General features: G+C 62.1%; 13 protein-coding genes and 3 pseudogenes. 9 read left to right on the forward strand and 7 right to left on the reverse strand.

From position 1 onward, the window contains the following. Positions 1-139 precede the first annotated feature (139 nt). The 3 genes from APZ15_RS37835 to APZ15_RS37845 all read left to right on the forward strand — a co-directional run bounded on the left by APZ15_RS37835 (position 140) and on the right by APZ15_RS37845 (position 4,006). Positions 140-1,063 (forward strand): dihydrodipicolinate synthase family protein, encoded by a 924-nt coding sequence (locus tag APZ15_RS37835; protein WP_011548553.1) that lies wholly within the window; start codon positions 140-142, stop codon positions 1,061-1,063. Positions 1,064-1,299: 236 nt separating this feature from the next. Then, positions 1,300-2,742, forward strand: coding sequence for an MFS transporter (locus APZ15_RS37840; protein WP_011548552.1), 1,443 nt, complete (start codon positions 1,300-1,302; stop codon positions 2,740-2,742). Between the two features lie 190 nt (positions 2,743-2,932). Next, entirely contained in the window at positions 2,933-4,006 is a 1,074-nt protein-coding gene (locus APZ15_RS37845; protein WP_011548551.1) for a porin, read from the forward strand. A 231-nt stretch (positions 4,007-4,237) separates the two neighbouring features. Here the strand turns inward: APZ15_RS37845 and APZ15_RS40530 are convergent. Beyond that, positions 4,238-4,387 (reverse strand): annotated as a pseudogene (locus APZ15_RS40530) (helix-turn-helix domain-containing protein); the annotation flags it as partial. An 8-nt stretch (positions 4,388-4,395) separates the two neighbouring features. Continuing rightward, positions 4,396-5,563 (reverse strand): annotated as a pseudogene (locus tag APZ15_RS37850) (IS3 family transposase). A 65-nt stretch (positions 5,564-5,628) separates the two neighbouring features. On the opposite strand from APZ15_RS37850, the pseudogene APZ15_RS41605 reads away from it, so the two are divergent. Beyond that, positions 5,629-5,727, forward strand: a pseudogene (locus APZ15_RS41605) (NnrU family protein); the annotation flags it as partial. A gap of 206 nt (positions 5,728-5,933) precedes the next feature. On the opposite strand, the gene APZ15_RS37860 reads toward APZ15_RS41605, so the two are convergent. The 3 genes from APZ15_RS37860 to APZ15_RS37870 all read right to left on the reverse strand — a co-directional run bounded on the left by APZ15_RS37860 (position 5,934) and on the right by APZ15_RS37870 (position 7,746). Next, positions 5,934-6,671: a sulfite exporter TauE/SafE family protein gene (locus tag APZ15_RS37860; protein ID WP_011548548.1), complete on the reverse strand. Its 738-nt coding sequence runs from the start codon at positions 6,669-6,671 to the stop codon at positions 5,934-5,936. 275 nt (positions 6,672-6,946) lie between these two features. Further along, on the reverse strand, positions 6,947-7,522 hold the full coding sequence (locus tag APZ15_RS37865) for a DUF488 domain-containing protein (protein WP_011548547.1): 576 nt from the start codon (positions 7,520-7,522) through the stop codon (positions 6,947-6,949). Continuing rightward, positions 7,519-7,746: a hypervirulence associated TUDOR domain-containing protein gene (locus APZ15_RS37870; protein ID WP_011548546.1), complete on the reverse strand. Its 228-nt coding sequence runs from the start codon at positions 7,744-7,746 to the stop codon at positions 7,519-7,521. Before APZ15_RS37870 ends, APZ15_RS37865 begins: the two co-directional genes overlap by 4 nt. 239 nt (positions 7,747-7,985) lie before the next feature. Between APZ15_RS37870 and APZ15_RS41610 the strand changes: the two genes are divergently transcribed. Next, positions 7,986-8,165, forward strand: a complete 180-nt coding sequence (locus tag APZ15_RS41610; protein ID WP_124675975.1) for a hypothetical protein — start codon at positions 7,986-7,988, stop codon at positions 8,163-8,165. A 376-nt stretch (positions 8,166-8,541) separates the two neighbouring features. Then, positions 8,542-8,832, forward strand: a complete 291-nt coding sequence (locus tag APZ15_RS37875) for a DUF4148 domain-containing protein (RefSeq protein WP_011548544.1) — start codon at positions 8,542-8,544, stop codon at positions 8,830-8,832. A gap of 75 nt (positions 8,833-8,907) precedes the next feature. Here the strand turns inward: APZ15_RS37875 and APZ15_RS37880 are convergent, their stop codons facing one another. Both APZ15_RS37880 and APZ15_RS37885 read right to left on the reverse strand, forming a co-directional pair. Beyond that, positions 8,908-10,080 carry a porin gene (locus APZ15_RS37880; protein ID WP_011548543.1) on the reverse strand — a complete coding sequence of 391 codons (1,173 nt, stop codon included), beginning with the start codon at positions 10,078-10,080 and terminating at the stop codon, positions 8,908-8,910. 74 nt (positions 10,081-10,154) lie between these two features. Then, entirely contained in the window at positions 10,155-11,504 is a 1,350-nt protein-coding gene (locus tag APZ15_RS37885; RefSeq protein ID WP_011694456.1) for an MFS transporter, read from the reverse strand. Between the two features lie 796 nt (positions 11,505-12,300). On the opposite strand from APZ15_RS37885, the gene APZ15_RS37890 reads away from it, so the two are divergent. The 3 genes from APZ15_RS37890 (at position 12,301) to aceF (ending at position 17,612) form a co-directional block, all read left to right on the forward strand. Beyond that, positions 12,301-13,185, forward strand: coding sequence for an AraC family transcriptional regulator (locus APZ15_RS37890; RefSeq protein ID WP_034196180.1), 885 nt, complete (start codon positions 12,301-12,303; stop codon positions 13,183-13,185). A 215-nt stretch (positions 13,186-13,400) separates the two neighbouring features. Further along, complete coding sequence (gene mdeB, locus APZ15_RS37895) at positions 13,401-16,115, forward strand: alpha-ketoglutarate dehydrogenase (RefSeq protein ID WP_011694457.1); 2,715 nt, start codon at positions 13,401-13,403, stop codon at positions 16,113-16,115. 162 nt (positions 16,116-16,277) lie between these two features. Continuing rightward, positions 16,278-17,612, forward strand: a complete 1,335-nt coding sequence (gene aceF / locus APZ15_RS37900; protein ID WP_099318695.1) for a dihydrolipoyllysine-residue acetyltransferase — start codon at positions 16,278-16,280, stop codon at positions 17,610-17,612. Positions 17,613-17,846 lie beyond the last annotated feature (234 nt).

Here is a 17,846-nt window from a genome sequence, read left to right on the forward strand (position 1 = left end):
ATGTGCTGCTAGGCAGTTCTCGCATGAGGCGTCCATCCCTACACTGCAACGCATGCACCGTTGTTCCAGCTTGAAGCGAAACGAGCAGCGGGCTCTCCTCTACGAAAGAGGAGCGGAAAAGCTCACATTTGGAGACGTCATGAAAGCAATCGATCTGCGCGGTCTGGTCCCGGCACCCGTTACCCCTTTCACCCGCGACGGCGCGGTGGACCATGCAGCAATTCAACGTCTGGGCTCCTGGCTCGGCAGCATTGAAGGCGTGAAAGGTCTGACGGTGCTCGGCCACGCTGGCGAAGGCACGTTCATGACGCAGAAAGAACAGGCTCAGGTCATCGAAAGCTTCGTTAAGTCCGTCGACGGCAAGATTCCGGTCATCGCCGGTATCACGCTCGAAGGTACGCAAGTCGCCGTCGACGAAGCGAAGCGCGCGGTCGAGGCCGGCGCGTCGGCTGGTCTGGTGTATCCGTCGCACGGCTGGTTGCGCTTCGGCTACCAGAAGGGTGCGCCGCAGGACCGCTACCGCGCCATCTACGAAGGCAGCGGCCTGCCGCTGATCCTGTTCCAGTACCCGGATGCCACCAAGGCGACGTACAACCTCGAAACGCAACTCGAAATCGCCGCACAGCCGGGCGTGTTCGCGATGAAAAACGGCGTGCGCAACATGCGTCGCTGGGATGTTGAAATCCCCATCATCCGTCGCGAGCGTCCGGAACTGCAAATCCTGACCTGCCACGACGAGTATCTGCTGCACACGATGTTCGACGTTGACGGTGCACTGGTCGGCTACGGCGGCCTGGCCCCCGAGCCGCTCATCGAGCTGATCAAGGCCGGTAAGGCGAAAGACTACGCGGCCGCACGCGCGATCCACGATCGTCTGCTGCCCGTCACGCGCAATGTGTACCACCGTGGCTCGCACATGGAAGGCACCGTGGCACTCAAGCACGGCCTCGTGGCTCGCGGGATTCTCGAGCACGCGACGGTGCGCTCGCCGCTGCTGCCGCTCGCGGAAGGCGCGGACGTTGAAATCGCCGACGCACTGCGTTCGGCAGGCCTCGTCGACTGACGCGGAAGCGGCGCATTCATAGCCGTTATGACGATAGCGAAGCGCTGCCCCCGCTTCGCTATCCGCGTTAAGCCGTCACGGCGACGCACGAACGCTCGTTTCGCACGTCGCCCATAACAGGATCGGGAAACGACCAAACAAGCTCCAACATCGCGACACTACAAGACAGAAGCGCGACGGTGCTTAAAAAAGACGAAGTCCGAGGGCCCATAAAATGCAGCTTTTCAGGAGACAGCATGAACACCCCTTTGACCGCCTACAGCGTCGGTGTTGGTCAATCCGAGAGCGCAACGCGCACCACGAGCGAGCAGTTGCGTGCGGCGAACCTGCTGTTCCGAATCGAGAACGTACCGTTCTGCCGGTGGCACACCAAGGCCCGTATCATCATGGGCAGCGCGACCCTCTTTGACGCATTCGACGCCCTATCGCTTGCCTTCGTACTGCCCGTATTGATTGGCCTCTGGCATCTCTCGGCCGGCCAGATCGGCGTGCTGATCGCCGCCGGCTATCTCGGCCAGGTCGTAGGCGCGTTGGTGTTCGGCTGGCTCGCTGAGCGCATCGGTCGCGTACCGAGTGCGACGGTGACTGTGGGCGTGATGTCGGCCATGAGCATCGTCTGCGCATTCACCGGCAGCTTCCATATGCTGTTCCTAATGCGCTTTCTGCAAGGCATCGGCGTGGGAGGAGAAGTGCCCGTCGCGGCCACGTACATCAACGAGCTGTCGCAAGCGCACGGCCGGGGACGTTTCTTTATTTTGTACGAACTCATTTTCCCGCTGGGTTTGCTCGCAGCCGCGCAACTGGGGGCGTTCATCGTCCCCCGCTTCGGTTGGGAGTACATGTTCCTCGTGGGGGGCATCCCGGGCATAATTGTCGCCTTCCTGATCGCACGACTCCCGGAATCGCCGCGCTGGCTCATTTCAAAGGGGCGCTTCGATAAGGCGGAAGGAATCATCGAGCGACTGGAGGCCAGCACGCCCAAGCGAAACCTTGATACGAAAACGCAGAAGGCCGAAGTTGATGAGCGCGTGGTCGGCCTGCTGAACGGCCTGCAGTCGAAGCAGACGGGATCGTGGAAGGAACTTTTTTCGCCGTTCTACCGCGGGCGCACCATCGTAGTGTGGTTACTTTGGGCGACCTCATATTTTGTCGCGAACGGCATCAACAACTGGCTGCCCAGCCTCTACAAGACGGTCTACCATCTGCCGCTGCAAGAGTCGCTTCACATGGCGTCCATCTCGAACGTCCTGAGTACGTGCGGGGTGCTTGCCTGCGCGTTGCTGATCGATCGTGTCGGGCGCCGCCGCTGGGCAATGGCCTGCTTCATCATCAGCGGGATCCTGCTCGCCGCTCTGGGTATTCATGGAGCAGGTAGTGCCTGGTCAGTGATGTTCTTGGGATCTTCCGCATACGCAGTGATGGCAACCACAACCGTACTGCTGTACCTGTACACACCTGAAATCTATCCGACCCGGATGCGCGCGATTGGTACTGGCCTCGCGACGTCCTGGCTGCGGGCCGCTTCTGCTGCCGCGCCTGCGATCGTGGGCGTCGTATTGACAGGGAAGGGCATCGCGGCGGTATTCATCCTTTTTGCGGTGGTCAGCGCTGTGGGTTTCTTTGTAGCTTCGCGAATGGTGGAGACCACCAATCGCGCTCTCGAAGAGATCTCCCCGTAACCGCTCGCATCCCTTGCCGCTCCTTCTCCTGATGTGAGTCAAGGGGAAGGAGCGTCCTGGTTCGAAACACCGATAATTTCAGCGCGACAGGTTCACAGATAGCGACAACGTTCCACGACTCTGTTTGTAGTCCTTATCGGATGTCGTGCGGCAAAGATCGCATATAACAAAACGAATGGAGACAACGGAAATGAAAAAGGCACAACGGGTCATGGCCCGCGCTTCGATGCGGAAAGTCGCTGGCACACTTGGCGTAGCAGCGATGCTCAGCGCCGGCCTCGCATTGACCTCTGTCGGCGCCCGCGCAGATAGTGGTTCGCAAGTCCAGCTGTATGGGATCGTCGGCACCTATGTCGGCAGTGTCAAACGTAGCGATACGCCTCAATCCACGGTACTCATAGGCAGCGGCGGATTGACCACATCATTCTGGGGAATCCGCGGCAAGGAAGATCTGGGCGGCGGTGTCAGCGCCATCTTCGCTCTGGAGAGCTTCTTCCAGCCTCAAAACGGCGCGCAGGGCCGCAATGCCACAGACCCGTTCTTTTCACGCAATGCGTACGTGGGCTTTCAAGGCGACTTCGGTCAGTTGACCTTCGGGCGCCAAAGAAATCCGACCTATACGGCCGAATCCCTCATCAACCCGTTCAGTTCGTCGACTGTCTTTTCGCCTCTCGTCCTCCAGACGTTCGTGACCAACTATGGTGGCACGATCATTGGCGATACGGTGTGGAACAACACCGCCAAGTACACAACACCGGACTTCAAAGGTTTCGGCGCAACCGTGATCTATGGCCTGGGTGGCGTTGCGGGGTCGCCCGGCGTCGGCAATCTCGGCGCGCATTTGAATTATCAAGGTCACGGTCTCACGGCAGTGGTGTCCGGCCAGCGCGTACGCTACACCGCAGCGGGGCCAGTGGGCGCACAATACGCCTACCTCGCGGGCGCGGCCTATGACTTCAAGCTCGTGACACTTTATGGCGCGTGGGCGATGACAAGTGACGTGAGTACGCCGACAGGCAGCCACACGTACGAGGCGGGTTTTTCGATCCCGTTCACACCGGCCGATTTCCTGCTTGCTGAGTGGGCGCGTACGCAACGGTCCGGTCCTACGCATACGACCAACAGCCTTCGCAATACTGCCGCACTCGGTTACGACCATCTGCTGTCCAAGCGGACGGACATTTACGCAATTTACTCTATCGACAAGCTGAGCGATCATCCCATCGGCAACACCTTTGCCGTCGGCATTCGGCACACGTTCTAGAAAGCGTTCACCCTTTTGTCGTCACTTCCTGTCTCTGAAAAGCTCGGCGGCGAGGTCGGTTACGGGCCGGTCATATACGAGGGGCGTTCGGGATTCGCAAATTCCGCCGAGTCTGGTGCTAAGCTGCTGATTCGAGAGGGGAAACGCTGACATCCGCTCGGTAGTCCGTGACAGCGACGTGGACGCCAGCAGCGACAAGTGCCAGAACCCAGGCACCTCATGCGAAGGGATTCAGGGGCCGTCTTGCCTGAGCGCCGAGCGCACCGCTTGCGGGGTTTTTCCGGTCCATGCCTGAAATGCCCGCGCGAAGGAGTTGGGATCTTCGAAACCCAGCAGGAAGGAAATTTCTGCGCCGGACATTGATGAATTGACGAGGTAGTGTGTAGTGGTCAACTAATCCCGGACACTGCGTTAAGTTTTTCTTCCGCAACCGCCGGCGCCAGTCCGTCATTGAACTGATGCGGCCGTATCCAGTTGTACCGGTGCATCAGGTAGTGGCTGATGTCCCGGTGTGCCTCCTGCGCCGACATGTAGCCCACTGACGGTAGCCATTCGGTCTTGAAGCTGCGGAACAGCCTCTCCATCGGGGAGTTATCCCAACAATTTCCTCGACGGCTCATGCTCTGCTGTATCCGATAGCGCCAGAGGCGCTGACGGAATTTCCGGCTTGCATATTGGCCGCCTTGATCCGAGTGAAACAGCAAGCCTTGCGGTCGACCACGTTGCTCATAGGCCATCTCCAACGCCTGCACGACCAGATCGGCATCAGGGCGTGTCGAGAACGCCCAGCCAACAACCCGACGCGTGAACAGGTCGAGTACTACGGCCAGATAATGCCAACGTCCCTGCGCCCAGACATACGTGATGTCACCACACCACACCACACCTGATTCGGCGTACCAACCTCGAATTCGCGATTGAGATGGTTCGGGATATCGATCCGCTCGACCGTGGCCTGCTTGTAGGCATGGCGACCCGGCTGCTTGCAGATCAACCCGAGTTCTTCCATCAAGCGGCTGACCTTGAAGCGTCCAATCGCCGTACCTTCCTCGCGCATCATGCCCATGATGCTGCGACTGCCAGCAGAGCTTCGACTCTCGATGAACAGCTCGTGTACCCGGCTACGCAGTACCATGCGCTCGGTATCAACGCGTCGGGCTCGCCCTCGGTGTGCATACAGGCAGGACCGCGACACGTCGAATACCGCGCAGATCAGCTCGACCGATTCGCTTGCGCCAATCTGATCAATTACTTCGTACGTTCGATGCCTTCCGACATCAAGAGCGCGGTAGCCTTTTTTAAAATGGCCTTCTCACGCTCGAGGCGTTCGATACGCGCCTCGAGTTCCTGAATACGCTGTTGATCCGGCGTGATTGCCTTGCCCTGCGGCGTGACGCCCTGGCGTTCCATCTGAAGTTGCTGCACCCAGCGGCGCAGCACCGTCTCGCCGACGCCGACCGAGCGGCTTGCTTCCATATGGCTATAACCCTGGTCGAGCACCAGACAGGCGGCTTGCTGTTTGAACTCCGGGGAAAACGTACGTCGTTGCTTGCTCATCAGACACCTCTTCATGGCGACCATTCTCGCCTAAATCAGTGTCCGGATTCATTAGACCACTACAGTCGGGCGATGTGTCGGCGATCGCGGCCGGCGTCGTCGGGTGGGCGGTGTTTGCGCTGTTCCTGCACGACCCGTTGATCGGCGTGCGGCCGTTCGGTTGAACGTTCCGCGTACGCAGGCTCGGCGACCGCGTCACGCTGATCGGCCGCGGCCCGGCGCGCGAGCGGCAGGCATCGCCCGGCCTACCGGCCGACGCATTGCAGATCGGCGGCAGCATTGACCGACGGCGGGCACGATCGCGCGGCGGCTGGCGAGTTCGCCCGCGCATCGACGCGAGCGCATAGCGACGACGCTCGCGGCGCGCGCGTCAGATCGGCCTGACGAACAGCCCGACCGTCAGTGCCGCGCCGATACAGACGATCGCGATCCGCAGCACGCGCTCGTTCACGCGGTGCAGCGCCCATGCGCCGAGCAGGCCGCCGACGATCGCGCCGCTGCCGAGCGCAAGCGCCGCGCCCCAGTGCAATTGCGGCGAGGTGACGAACAGCAGGACCGCCGACGCGTTCATCACGCCCGCGAGAGCGTTCTTGGTCGACATCGCGTGACGCGGCGACAGGCCGGCCATCGTGAGCGCGGCCATCATCAGGAAGCCGATGCCGCCGCCGAAATAGCCGCCGTAGATCGCGATCAGGAACTGCGAGATCCCGGCCGCCATCGGGCCGAGATGCTGCGCGGCCTCGGTCGGCTTGCGGAAGAAGCTGCCCCATGCGAACACGACGGTTGCGAACAGCACGAGCCACGGCACCAGCTGCGAGAAGATCGACGACGGCGTTTTGAGCAGCAGCAGCCCGCCGAGCGCGCCGCCGATCACGCTGATCACGAACAGCGCGCGAAACGACAGCGTGCCTGCGCCGCGGACCATCTTGCGGCTTGCCCAGCCGGTCGTGACCTGGCCGGGAAACAGCGCGACCGTCGACGTGATGTTGGCCGCGAGCGGCGACATCCCCGATACGATCAGCGCCGGTAGCGTGACGAATGAACCGCCACCCGCGAGGGCATTCTGGAGACCGGCCCACAGGCCGGCGAGGATGATGAGGACGAGCATCGGTGCGCAGGAAGGGTAGCGTGGCAGGGCGCGCCGGCGGCGAGCGCGAGCGCGAAGGTGGCCCGATGGTAATGCAGGATCGCGTCCGCGCAAAGGCGGTGCGTGCGCTCCGTTTCAGACGCGCACGGGCGGCCGCCGTGCGGCGGCGCATCGGCCGGCTGCGTCAACCGGTCGTGTCAACCCGTCGCATCAACCAACCGCGTCACCCAACGGCGTCACCCAACGGCGTCAACCAACGGCGTCAACCAGCCGGCGCGGGCAGCGCCGACGCCCGGTCATTCGTTCGATTGCGCCGCGGCATCTTCCTGCGTATCGCCGTCGGCGTCCGGATAGACGATCGCACCGTCATCGCGGACCGTCGCGCCGGCCGTGATGCGCGCCGGCTCCACACGATTCAGGCCCATGATGTGCAGCACCGTCTCGCCGCGCGCGAGCAGGTAGTCGGACACGATACGCCGGTGACAGCGCCACCAGACGGCCTCCGAACACATGAGCGCGCAGCGCTGCTGCTCCCCGAGCGCGATCAGCCGCGCGAGGCCGGCGCGGAATTCCGGCGACAGCGCGTAGTCGGCGTACCGATGGAAGCTGCGGTTCGTCCAGAAGCCGTTGAGTGCGTCGGGCACGTCGCGCGACTTGCCGCGCAGCCCGCCGAGCTCGGCGATGTGCTCGTAGCCGATGTCGGCAGCGGCCAGCGCGTCGGGCAGCGTTGCCTCGTTGAACTGCGGGTTGGTGCGCGAGCGCGTCATCTTGCGGATATCGACGAGCAGCGTGATGTCGACGGCCCGCAGCATCGCGACGAGTTCGTCGAGCGTGCGGTTCGAATGGCCGATCGTGTAGAACGGGAGCGTCACGTGCGCTCCTTGCCGGCGACGCGTTCGAGCACGCGGCCGCGATGCGCGGCGATGTGGTCGGTGCGATCGCTTTTGATTTCGTATTGGGGATCGTCGGGCGACGCGCGATGACGATGGCCCTTGTAGTCGAAATCCTGCGTGTGCACCGCGATGATCGTGCCGGTCACGTAACCGGCTTCGGAATTCCAGCGGACATGGTCGCCCGGTTCGAACGGCGTCGTCATGCGTGAGCCTCCTCGTGGTGATGCTCTTGCGATACGGCCGCAAGCGGCGGGTGGAGCGAGCCACGCCAGTATGCACGTCGCCGCGCTTTCGCGCGTGCGAGGTGCATCGTGTGGGGCCTCGGTCAGGCTCGTCCATGCAATCTGCATGCCCCGTATCGACGTCTGAAGTGACATTTTTACTTCGCGAACGTTGACGACTTTGCTTTGGCCGACGGCTCGACGACGATCAGGCGAAGCAGATGAAAGTCGATCCCGATCCGATCGTCCGGCATTTGGCGCTGTCTCCGAACGACCGCCTCGAATCGGCGCGCGGTTCGGCAATGGACCGCCGACAGGACATCGTGCATCAGCAAAACTCTGGCAGTTTTTGCAGATGCGTTGTCATCTTCCACAAATTCATGCTGGCTGGATGTCGATAAAGTACGCATCACGCAGACGCTTCAAAGCACCGACGTGCCGGGTTCCCGTGCTTCGACCCGGTAGTGAACAAGCGTTGTGCGATGTCGATGGCCGCGATGCGTCATGAACCCATGATGCAGCGCTTCGAGCGCTGCTCAGCACCATCGACGGATTGCCGAGAGATCGACCGTAAGGTCGGGTCAGATTGGGGAGTTAATCATCATGAAACTTGTCATTTCGAAAGTCGCAAAGGCAATCGTGTCCGCGTGCGCCATTCAGAGGGCCGACGTCATGGTCTGCAATTCGGCGGGACAGCAGATCCCGTACGTCATGTTGTTCACCATGTATGGCTTCGTCTGAGCGCGGCGCCACGGCCTCACAAGGAAGGAGATTCTCATGCGCACGACAATTGCAGCGATACTCTGGTTCGTCACGTGCATCCCGTTTGCCGCGAGCGCCGGTGTAGTCGATGCGGGCTGCGCCGCGGCCGTGGTCACGAGCGGAAAGACGCGCGCCGAAGTGCGGGCCGAACTCGTTCAGGCAGAACGCGACGGCTGGATTTCGACTCACTCGCCCAGGCAGCGGACCTATCCGCCCGATATGGCGCAGGCTCGCCGGAATCGGGATGTCCGCGATGCAGGCGCGGTGGCGACGCCATCCTTGCAGGCGTCGAACCAGCAGCCTTGAACAATGACCCTGGCGTCCGCATGCTGGCGCTGCAATATCGCTGCATCGTCATGTAGGCTCCAGGGCGAGCCACGCTCAGAACTTATGTCGTATAGCGAGCCGATAAACCATCTGGTGGTTATTCGACGAATCTCCGGAGCCGCCGATGTTGGCGACGGCTGGCGCGCCCGTCGACGATGTGCCCGAAGCGCGCTGCCAGCCGCCGGAGAAGTACACGTCGGTACGCTTCGACAGCAGATAATCCAGCGTGAACGCCACCTGATTGTAGTGCTGGTTGCCGACGGCATTGCCTTGTGCCGTCGTGACGCTCCGCGCGTTCATGTAGTCGTACGCGACGCCGACGAAAAAGACCGGCGTGACACGGTAGTTCAACCCGATGTCGTAGTTGTTGAAGACGGCGGTACCGTTCATGAACCCCGCACCGAGATTGGCGTATTGAACGTTCGAATACGATGCGCTGATCGTCGCGTTTCCGATCGTGTAGGCCGCCGCGATGACGGCGTCCTGATAGGCCTGCGCGACCTGATAGGCCGAGTTCAGAGAGGAGGCCAGCAGATTGAAGCCGCTTGCATAGTTGGTGAACCATCCGTTGCCTGGCGTCGAGGTCGGGTGTTTGAAGTAATCGAACGCCGCGCCGATCTGAAGCGGACCGTGTGTGTAACCGACTCCAAGCGAATAGCCCGACATCGACGTGAAGTCGCCGGGTACGCCGCCAAGGCTATATTCGACGCCAAAGGAGAAGCCGCGGAAGTCCGGGCTCATGTAGCGCACGGAGTTGTTGAATCGCACGCTGTTGCTGGTGTTGTCGAAATCTCCCGGATGCGCGCTCGGCAGGTCGCCAACCGCCGCGGATCCGGCAAGAAACTCGGGGAAATACCACACCATGTCGTATTGACGGCCGGCGGTGAGAGAGCCGTAAGTGTCGCTGCTCAGTCCGACGAAAGCCTGCCGGCCGAACGCCGTGCCGCCCTGGGCAAACTGTCCGTTGTTCACGTTGATGCCGGACTCGAGCGTAAAAATCGCCTTGAGACCGCCACCCAGGTCTTCCTTGCCGGTCAGCCCCCAGCGGCTGCCGTCGATGCCGTCCAGCGAGTCCATGTAGACGGCTTTGCCGCCGCCTACGTTGGTCTGGTAATGAATGCCGTTGTCGATCTCGCCATAGAGTGTGACGCTGCTCTGGCTATGCGCGACGGAACTGGCCAGCCCCACGAGCGAGCCGACAATGATTTCGATTTTTTTGGTTTTCATGAGATCTCCGCAATCAAAAGGCCATACAAAAGAACGGTTCACTTGACGTTCATCGATTCAGCGAGCGGTACCGGTCAGGCCGAAAAGGATTTCTTCAGGCCGTTCTTCGTCAGGCCATAGCAAGCGCCCATCAGCGCCACGCAAGCCGCTGCAATGAGGATTGGCGCGGCTGCCACGCGAAACATCGCGTCGACGCTCCAGTTGTTCGCGTACAGGACGCCCGCGAGGTAAGTGCCGCCCGCGGCGCCGAGCCGACCGAATCCGTAGGCCCACGCGACGCCCGGGGCGCGCAATTCCGGGCTATAGAACAGCGTGCACAACGCGATCGCGCAGGTTTGTCCGCCGCTGATGCAAAAGCCGCAAAAGAAGATCGTCGTGAGTAAAGCGAGATGCGATGAGCCGATCGCGATGGAGATTGCGTACATCGACACGGCGCCGCCGACGTAGACCGCGGACAGAATTCTGTAAGGGCTCGTGCGATCCATGATGGGTCCCATCAGCAGACTGGCCACCATGCCGCCGATGATCACGGTGATGGTCGCCCAGACCACGAGCGCGGGTGGGAACGAGATGGACGCGAGAACGGTCGGCAGCCAGCTCTGCAGAAAATAGAACGCGGCCAGGTTGATGGCGAATACGGCCCACAGCAGGAATGTCCCCACGCGGAATTGTGCGGAGAACAACCCGAGCACACTTGCGTCTGCCGGCTTCTCTTCGTGAGTGACCAGTTCGCTGTCCGCTTGCAGCGTGAAATCGGGAAAGAGGCGCTTGGTTGCACGAAGCAATTCACCGGGCTGCGCGTTCGCCGACAGGTAGGCCACGGATTCCGGCAGCAGCGGGACGAGCAACACCGTCAAGCCGACTGCCGCGAGCCCGCCCAGCCACAGTGGGCCTTCCCAGCCGAACCGCGGGATCAACGCGCTGCTGCAGATGCCCGCGAAGATGAACCCCAGCGCATATCCCATGTAGACGAGAATGACGAAAGTCGCGCGGGTTCTCTTCGGGCTGAATTCCGAAACGAGGCCCACCGCGCAAGGCGTGGCCGCTCCGAGCCCGATGCCGGTGAGGAACCTCAAGGCGATCAGCTGCGGCACGCTGGTGGCAAAGACGGTCAGGACGGTGAACAGGCCGAAAGCAGCGGTTGCCACGAAAGCGATCTTCTTCGTGCTGAAGCGTCGGGTCGCGAACGGAATGCCGAAATTGCCGATCAGCAACCCGAAGAACACCGCTGAAAAAATCGCGCCGAATACCGCCTTGGGCAGTTGCCATTCTTTCGCGAGAACGGGCACGATGAAGCTGATGACCTGGGTGTCGAAGCCGTCGAAAAGCATCAGCAGCGCGCAGAAGGCGACGATGAAATACTGCCTCCTGCCGATTCTGCGACTGTCGATGATGTCGTAGACGTTGATTTTCCGTATTTCCACATCGTTCTCCTCGCGTTAAAAGAAAAGGTTTTACTTCGGGTATTGCATTTTCTTGCCGGGTTAAAGGTGGTGGCGCGAATGGGCGAGCATTCGGTGCCATTAAAATGGGATTGAAGAATCGACGATTAATGCGACGAATACTTGATAAATTTACGAAGCTGATTGTTGATGCAAATGCGGCGGCCCGGCGGATTCGATCGACGACCGTGCCGTCCCGTCCCGAACGGGGCGAGCGCCATGCACAATGGTGCGGCGCCATCGTCCGTTCGGTATTGGTGTGAAAAAACTGTCTCGCTTGATTTATTATTCCGTCGCTCCGTATTTCATTGCGTTTGAAGAAATCCGGGGCGCCGGGATCGTGAAGTCATCTTGATTGCACGGAGAAATATTGCCGCAGTCCAGGCAGTATTTATTATTCTTGTGTTGCCGCGGCGGTGCTCCGTTCGGCAGATTGTGCGGTGAGAGCGGTCGATCGAAGCGTAATTCGCGGTCGGTGGCCCGCTGAACTTCGCGGTGCCGTCCACGCCGATCTGCTCGACGCCATCGTGGGGTTCGCCCGGCTCGTCGAGCGTGCACGTGACGCGCCACAGCCCATGTACGAAGCACAATCGGGGCCGAACCGGACTGCATGGGCATCGACACCGTCGAACCGCTCACGCGCGAGCCCGGACGTCGGGCGTCCGGGAAGGGGCGGTCTCGCGCAATGAAGTCGTGGCGCCATTCCAGCGTGGCACGTGATGCGGCTGTGCCTGCTTATGCTTCGCATCGTTCGCCACAATTTCAACATGTCGCTAGAATGCCCGATATGAACCGTTACGTTAGCCTTCCTGATTTTGCGGATCCGGACGCGATCGATCGGCCGGCGGTAGCGATGTGCATGCACGTCGACGAGCATGCTGCCGAAATTCCGGTTCACAAGCATCAGAAGGGGCAGCTGGTGCTGGCGTTGCACGGCGCCGTGACCTGCCGGGTCGCGGGCGCGTTCTGGATCGTCCCGCCGCAATGCGGCGTCTGGATTCCCGGCGAGATGCCGCACAGTAACCATGCGACACCCAATGCCCGGCTTTGCTATCTGTTCGCCGAGCCCGGTGTCGTCGACTTGCCGACGGAGTGCTGCACGCTGTCCATTTCGCCGATGCTGCGCGAAATGATTCTGCATCTGGCCGGTGCGCCGCTCGACTACGAGCAGGGCGGCCATACCGACCGGCTTGCGCGCGTGCTGTTGCATGAGCTGACGTTGATGCCGGTCGAGCGCCTCTATCTGCCGGTTACGGATCATCCGCGCATCCGGCAGATGGCGGACGCATTGAACGCCAATCCCGGCGATCGCAGCACCGTCGCGCAATGGGCGAAGCGTCTCGCCATGAGCGAGCGTTCGCTGGCAAGACTCGTCGTCAGTGAAACGGGACTGACCTTCGGCCGCTGGCGGCAGCAGTTGCAACTGCTCGTTGCGGTGCGCGAGCTTGCCGGCGGCGCTTCCGTGCAACGCGTGTCGGACGAGCTCGGCTATGAGTCGGTAACCGCCTTCATCACCATGTTCAAGAAAGCGCTCGGGCATTCGCCAGGCCGCTATTTCGCCGCGCTGGCTCGCACGCAATCGGAGGCCGGGCTCGCGCCGGCGGCTGCGACCGAGATGGACGACCGAGCGGATGGCGCAGCGGACGTTGTGGGCGATGCATGAAGCCGCGCCTTCGCCCATTTTCCCGCCCGTGACGCCGGGTTCTCCATGCGAGACCGCGCGCATCGAATAGAAATGCTGTAGATCGCGCATTCCGCAGAAGACACTGCAGCCGATACCGCTTTGGCGGCCTTCAATACGACCACACATTCTGCGGCATCCCCCGTAATCTTTGCGCACTCGCCACTGAACTCGCATTGCTTTTACGGAGTTGCAAGATGACCGACTTATCGACGGGGACACCCTCGATCCTTTCCCTGGGCCAGACGAAAGTCGACGACGACCCACTCGAAACCGCCGAATGGCTCGATGCGCTCGATGGCGTGGTTCGGCATGCCGGTGCCGAACGGGCTCAGTACCTGTTCGATCGGCTCGCGGCCCACGCGTCGTCCAACGGTATCGCAACGGCGCGCCTCAATGTCACGCCCTACGTGAATACGATCGCCGTCGCTCAGCAGCCGCCGTATCCGGGAGACTTCGATATCGAAGAAAAGCTTGCCGCCGCGCTGCGCTGGAATGCGCTGGCCATGGTCGTGCGGGCCAATCGCGCCTACGGTGAACTCGGCGGGCATATTGCCAGCTATGCGTCGGCGGCCGACCTGTTCGAAGTGGGCTTCAATCATTTCTTTCGCGGCGCGAACGATGCCAACGGTGGCGATCTCGTCTATTTTCAACCCCATTCCGCGCCGGGCGTTTACGCGCGGGCTTACCTCGAAGGTTTTCTCGACGAAGCGCATCTCGAGCATTACCGACAGGAAATCACCGGTGCGGGCCTGTGTTCCTACCCGCATCCGTGGCTGATGCCGGACTTCTGGCAGTTCCCGACCGGCTCGATGGGCATTGGGCCGATCAACTCGATCTACCAGGCGCGCTTCATGCGCTATCTGCAGAACCGCGGACTGCAACGCACGGAAGGCCGCAAGGTGTGGGGCTATTTCGGCGATGGCGAAATGGACGAACCCGAGGCGATCGGCGCGCTGTCGCTGGCCGCGCGCGAGCGGCTCGACAATCTCGTGTTCGTGATCAACTGCAATTTGCAGCGGCTCGACGGACCGGTGCGCAGCAATGGCCGCATCATCGACGAACTCGAGGCGCAGTTTACGGGGGCGGGCTGGAACGTCATCAAGGTGTTGTGGGGTTCGGACTGGGATCCCCTGTTCGCACGCGATCGCAGTGGGGCGCTGTTGCGCGCGTTCGCGCACACCGTGGACGGCCAGTTCCAGACTTTTTCCGCCAACGACGGTGCCTACAATCGTGACCGCTTTTTCGGTCAGAACGCCGAACTGGCCGCACTCGCCGCGCATCTGAGCAACGACGATATCGACCGCCTGCGGCGCGGCGGCCACGATGTGCGCAAATTGCACGCTGCCTACGACAAGGCGTCGAAACACAGCGGGCAACCTACGGTGATTCTCGCGAAGACGATGAAGGGCTTCGGCATGGGCTCGATCGGCCAGGGGCGCATGACCACACATCAGCAGAAGAAGCTCGACATCGAACAGTTGAAGGCGTTTCGCGACCGCTTTCGCCTGCCGCTCTCCGACGACGATGTCGAACAACTCAAGTTCTACAAGCCGGACGAAAGCAGTGCCGTCATGCAGTATCTGCACGCGCGCCGTGCGGCGCTGGGCGGCTACCTTCCGCGCAGGCGCACAGCGGCGTCGCACGCGCCGGCCGTGCCCGCGATGTCGTCGTGGGGACGATTCGCGCTCGATACCAACGACAAGGAAATGTCGACCACGATGGCGTTCGTGCGCATGCTCGGCAACCTGTTGAAGGACGCCGAGCTGGGGCCGCGTGTGGTGCCCGTCGTCGCCGACGAGGCGCGCACCTTCGGCATGGCGAATCTGTTCCGGCAAATCGGCATCTATTCTCCGCTCGGTCAACTGTACGAGCCGGAAGACATGGGTTCGATGCTTTATTACCGTGAGGATACCGGCGGCCAGATTCTGGAAGAGGGCATCTCCGAGGCGGGCGCGGTGTCGTCGTGGATTGCCGCGGCGACGTCATACAGCGTGCACGATCTGACGATGCTGCCGTTCTATATCTACTACTCGATGTTCGGTTTCCAGCGCATCGGCGACCTGATCTGGGCGGCTGCCGATCAGCGCGCGCGCGGTTTCCTGATCGGCGCGACGGCCGGCAAGACGACGCTCGGCGGTGAAGGTCTGCAGCATCAAGACGGCACGAGCCACCTCGCGGCCTCGACGATACCGAACTGCCGCGCGTACGATCCGGCCTTCGCGTACGAAGTGGCGATGATCGTCGACGAGGGCATGCAGGAGATGATCGCGCGTCAGCGCGACGTCTTTTACTACATGACGGTCACCAACGAAAACTACGCACAACGTTCGTTGACTGAAGCGGATCTCGATCGCGTCCGTAGCGGCGTGCTCAAGGGGATGTACGTGCTGGAGCCCGCGCAGATCGAGATCGCGCAGGTGCAGTTGCTCGGCTCGGGCGCGATTCTCGGTGAGGTCCAGGCCGCGGCACGGATGTTGAAAGACGACTGGAATATCGACGCGGCCGTCTGGAGCGTGACGAGCTTTACCGAATTGCATCGCGACGGCGTGTCCGCGGAGCGTGCGCAGCGGCTACTGGATCACGGCGAGCCTGCGGTGCCCTACGTGACGGCCGCCCTGGGCGCCGCACGTGGACCGGTGATCGCCGCGACCGACTATGTGCGCGCCGTGCCCGAGCTGATCCGCGCGTATGTACCGTCCCGCTACGTCGTGCTCGGCACCGACGGCTTCGGGCGCAGCGATACACGTGCGGCGTTGCGTGCGTTCTTCGAAGTGGACCGTGCGTCGATCGTGATCGCCGCGCTGAAAGCACTCGTCGACGAGGGCCGGCAGGACCCTGACGTCGTGCGTCAGGCGATCGACCGATACGGGCGAAGCGGAACCGGGCTGACCGAACCCTGGCTGGTCTAGCACCCGTTGACCGGTGAGCGTCGTGCGAGCGGCGCGCGAAGTGGCTGCTCGAAGGCCTTGCGCGTCCATCGGTCCATCGCGGGAAATCCGATCGAATCAAGTGCGTCCGACCTGATGAAGAGGGGGCGTTGACTGTTGAAATGCTTGCTGTTGGAGACGAATGTGCGGGTGACACGAATAGAAGTGCCGGATATCGGCGATTACAAGAACATCCCCGTGATCGAAGTTCTGGTGGGAGTCGGACAACGCGTCGAACGGGAGCAGTCGCTCGTCGTGCTCGAGTCGGACAAGGCGACGATGGATGTGCCCAGTCCCACCGCTGGCGTGATCAAGGAGATGAAGGTCGCCGTCGGCGAGACGGTGTCGCAAGGCACGTTGATCGCGCTGCTCGACAGCGACGGCGAGCGGCAGGACGACGCGGCGCCTGTGCCTCCGGCCGCCTCGGCTGCGCGCGATCTCGCGTGTCCGTCGGCGAATGTCGCGACAGGGCTGGTGCCGGCGCTTGCGCCGGCGCCCGAACTGAACTCCGCATCCGCGCCATTGCATCACGCGCCGGCGCGCGAAGGCGAGCCGTCTCGCGCCAGCCACGCATCGCCGTCGGTGCGCAAGTTCGCGCGCGAGCTCGGCGTCGACGTCGCGCGCGTGTCGGGCAGCGGCCCGAAGGGCCGCATCACCAAGGACGACATCACGGGCTTCGTGAAGGGCGTGATGTCGGGCCAGCGCGCGGCGCCGGGCGCGGCAGCCGCGCCGGCAGGCGGCGGCGAGCTGAACCTGCTGCCGTGGCCGAAGGTCGACTTCGCGAAGTTCGGCCCGTTCGAGCCGAAGCCGCTGTCGCGCATCAAGAAGATCTCGGGCGCGAACCTGCATCGCAACTGGGTGATGATCCCGCACGTCACGAACAACGACGAAGCGGACATCACCGAGCTCGAAGCGCTGCGCGTGCAGCTGAACAAGGAGCACGAAAAGGCGGGCGTGAAGTTCACGATGCTCGCGTTCGTGATCAAGGCGGTGGTGGCCGCGCTGAAGAAATTCCCGACCTTCAACGCGAGCCTCGACGGCGACAACCTGGTGTTCAAGCAGTACTACCACATCGGGTTCGCGGCCGACACGCCGAACGGTCTGGTCGTGCCGGTGATCCGCGATGCGGACAAGAAGGGCCTCGTCGACATCGCGAAGGAAATGGCCGAGCTGTCGAAGGCCGCGCGCGACGGCAAGCTCAAGCCCGATCAGATGCTGGGTGGCTGCTTCTCGATCTCGTCGCTCGGCGGGATCGGCGGCACGCACTTCACGCCGATCATCAACGCGCCGGAAGTGGCGATCCTCGGGTTGTCGCGCGGGCAGATGAAGCCGGTGTGGGACGGCAAGCAGTTCGTGCCGCGGTTGACGATGCCGCTTTCCCTGGCGTTCGATCATCGCGTGATCGATGGCGCCGAAGCCGCGCGGTTCAATGCTTATCTTGGCGCGTTGCTCGCGGATTTCCGTCGCATCATTCTTTGATGAGAAGAGGGGCTCGCGGGGGCGTGCGTTTTTGTCGGTGCGCCCCGTACTGTCGTTGAACCTGTTTTGCATACGGTCTGCTAGCGTCGCCCCTGCGCGGGGCGGCGGTTACTTTTCTTTGTCTTCCAAAGAAAAGTAACCAAAAGAAAGGCGCGTCCTTGGGCGGACAGCAAAGGTGGTTCTGCCCAGGTTCGCGTTCTCTTGTCAGGCCGTGGCCGGTTCATCGCGCGAGTT

Origin of the sequence: Burkholderia cepacia ATCC 25416, assembly GCF_001411495.1 — a bacterium.
In the GTDB taxonomy this organism is placed as follows: domain Bacteria; phylum Pseudomonadota; class Gammaproteobacteria; order Burkholderiales; family Burkholderiaceae; genus Burkholderia; species Burkholderia cepacia.

Coding starts and splice junctions, on each gene's coding strand:
- APZ15_RS37835 (WP_011548553.1), top strand. CDS start 140: ATGAAAGCAATCGATCTGCGCGGTCTGGTCCCGGCACCCGTTACCCCT.
- APZ15_RS37840 (WP_011548552.1), top strand. CDS start 1,300: ATGAACACCCCTTTGACCGCCTACAGCGTCGGTGTTGGTCAATCCGAG.
- APZ15_RS37845 (WP_011548551.1), top strand. CDS start 2,933: ATGAAAAAGGCACAACGGGTCATGGCCCGCGCTTCGATGCGGAAAGTC.
- APZ15_RS37860 (WP_011548548.1), bottom strand. CDS start 6,671: ATGCTCGTCCTCATCATCCTCGCCGGCCTGTGGGCCGGTCTCCAGAAT.
- APZ15_RS37870 (WP_011548546.1), bottom strand. CDS start 7,746: ATGACGACGCCGTTCGAACCGGGCGACCATGTCCGCTGGAATTCCGAA.
- APZ15_RS41610 (WP_124675975.1), top strand. CDS start 7,986: ATGAAAGTCGATCCCGATCCGATCGTCCGGCATTTGGCGCTGTCTCCG.
- APZ15_RS37875 (WP_011548544.1), top strand. CDS start 8,542: ATGCGCACGACAATTGCAGCGATACTCTGGTTCGTCACGTGCATCCCG.
- APZ15_RS37880 (WP_011548543.1), bottom strand. CDS start 10,080: ATGAAAACCAAAAAAATCGAAATCATTGTCGGCTCGCTCGTGGGGCTG.
- APZ15_RS37890 (WP_034196180.1), top strand. CDS start 12,301: ATGCCCGATATGAACCGTTACGTTAGCCTTCCTGATTTTGCGGATCCG.
- mdeB (WP_011694457.1), top strand. CDS start 13,401: ATGACCGACTTATCGACGGGGACACCCTCGATCCTTTCCCTGGGCCAG.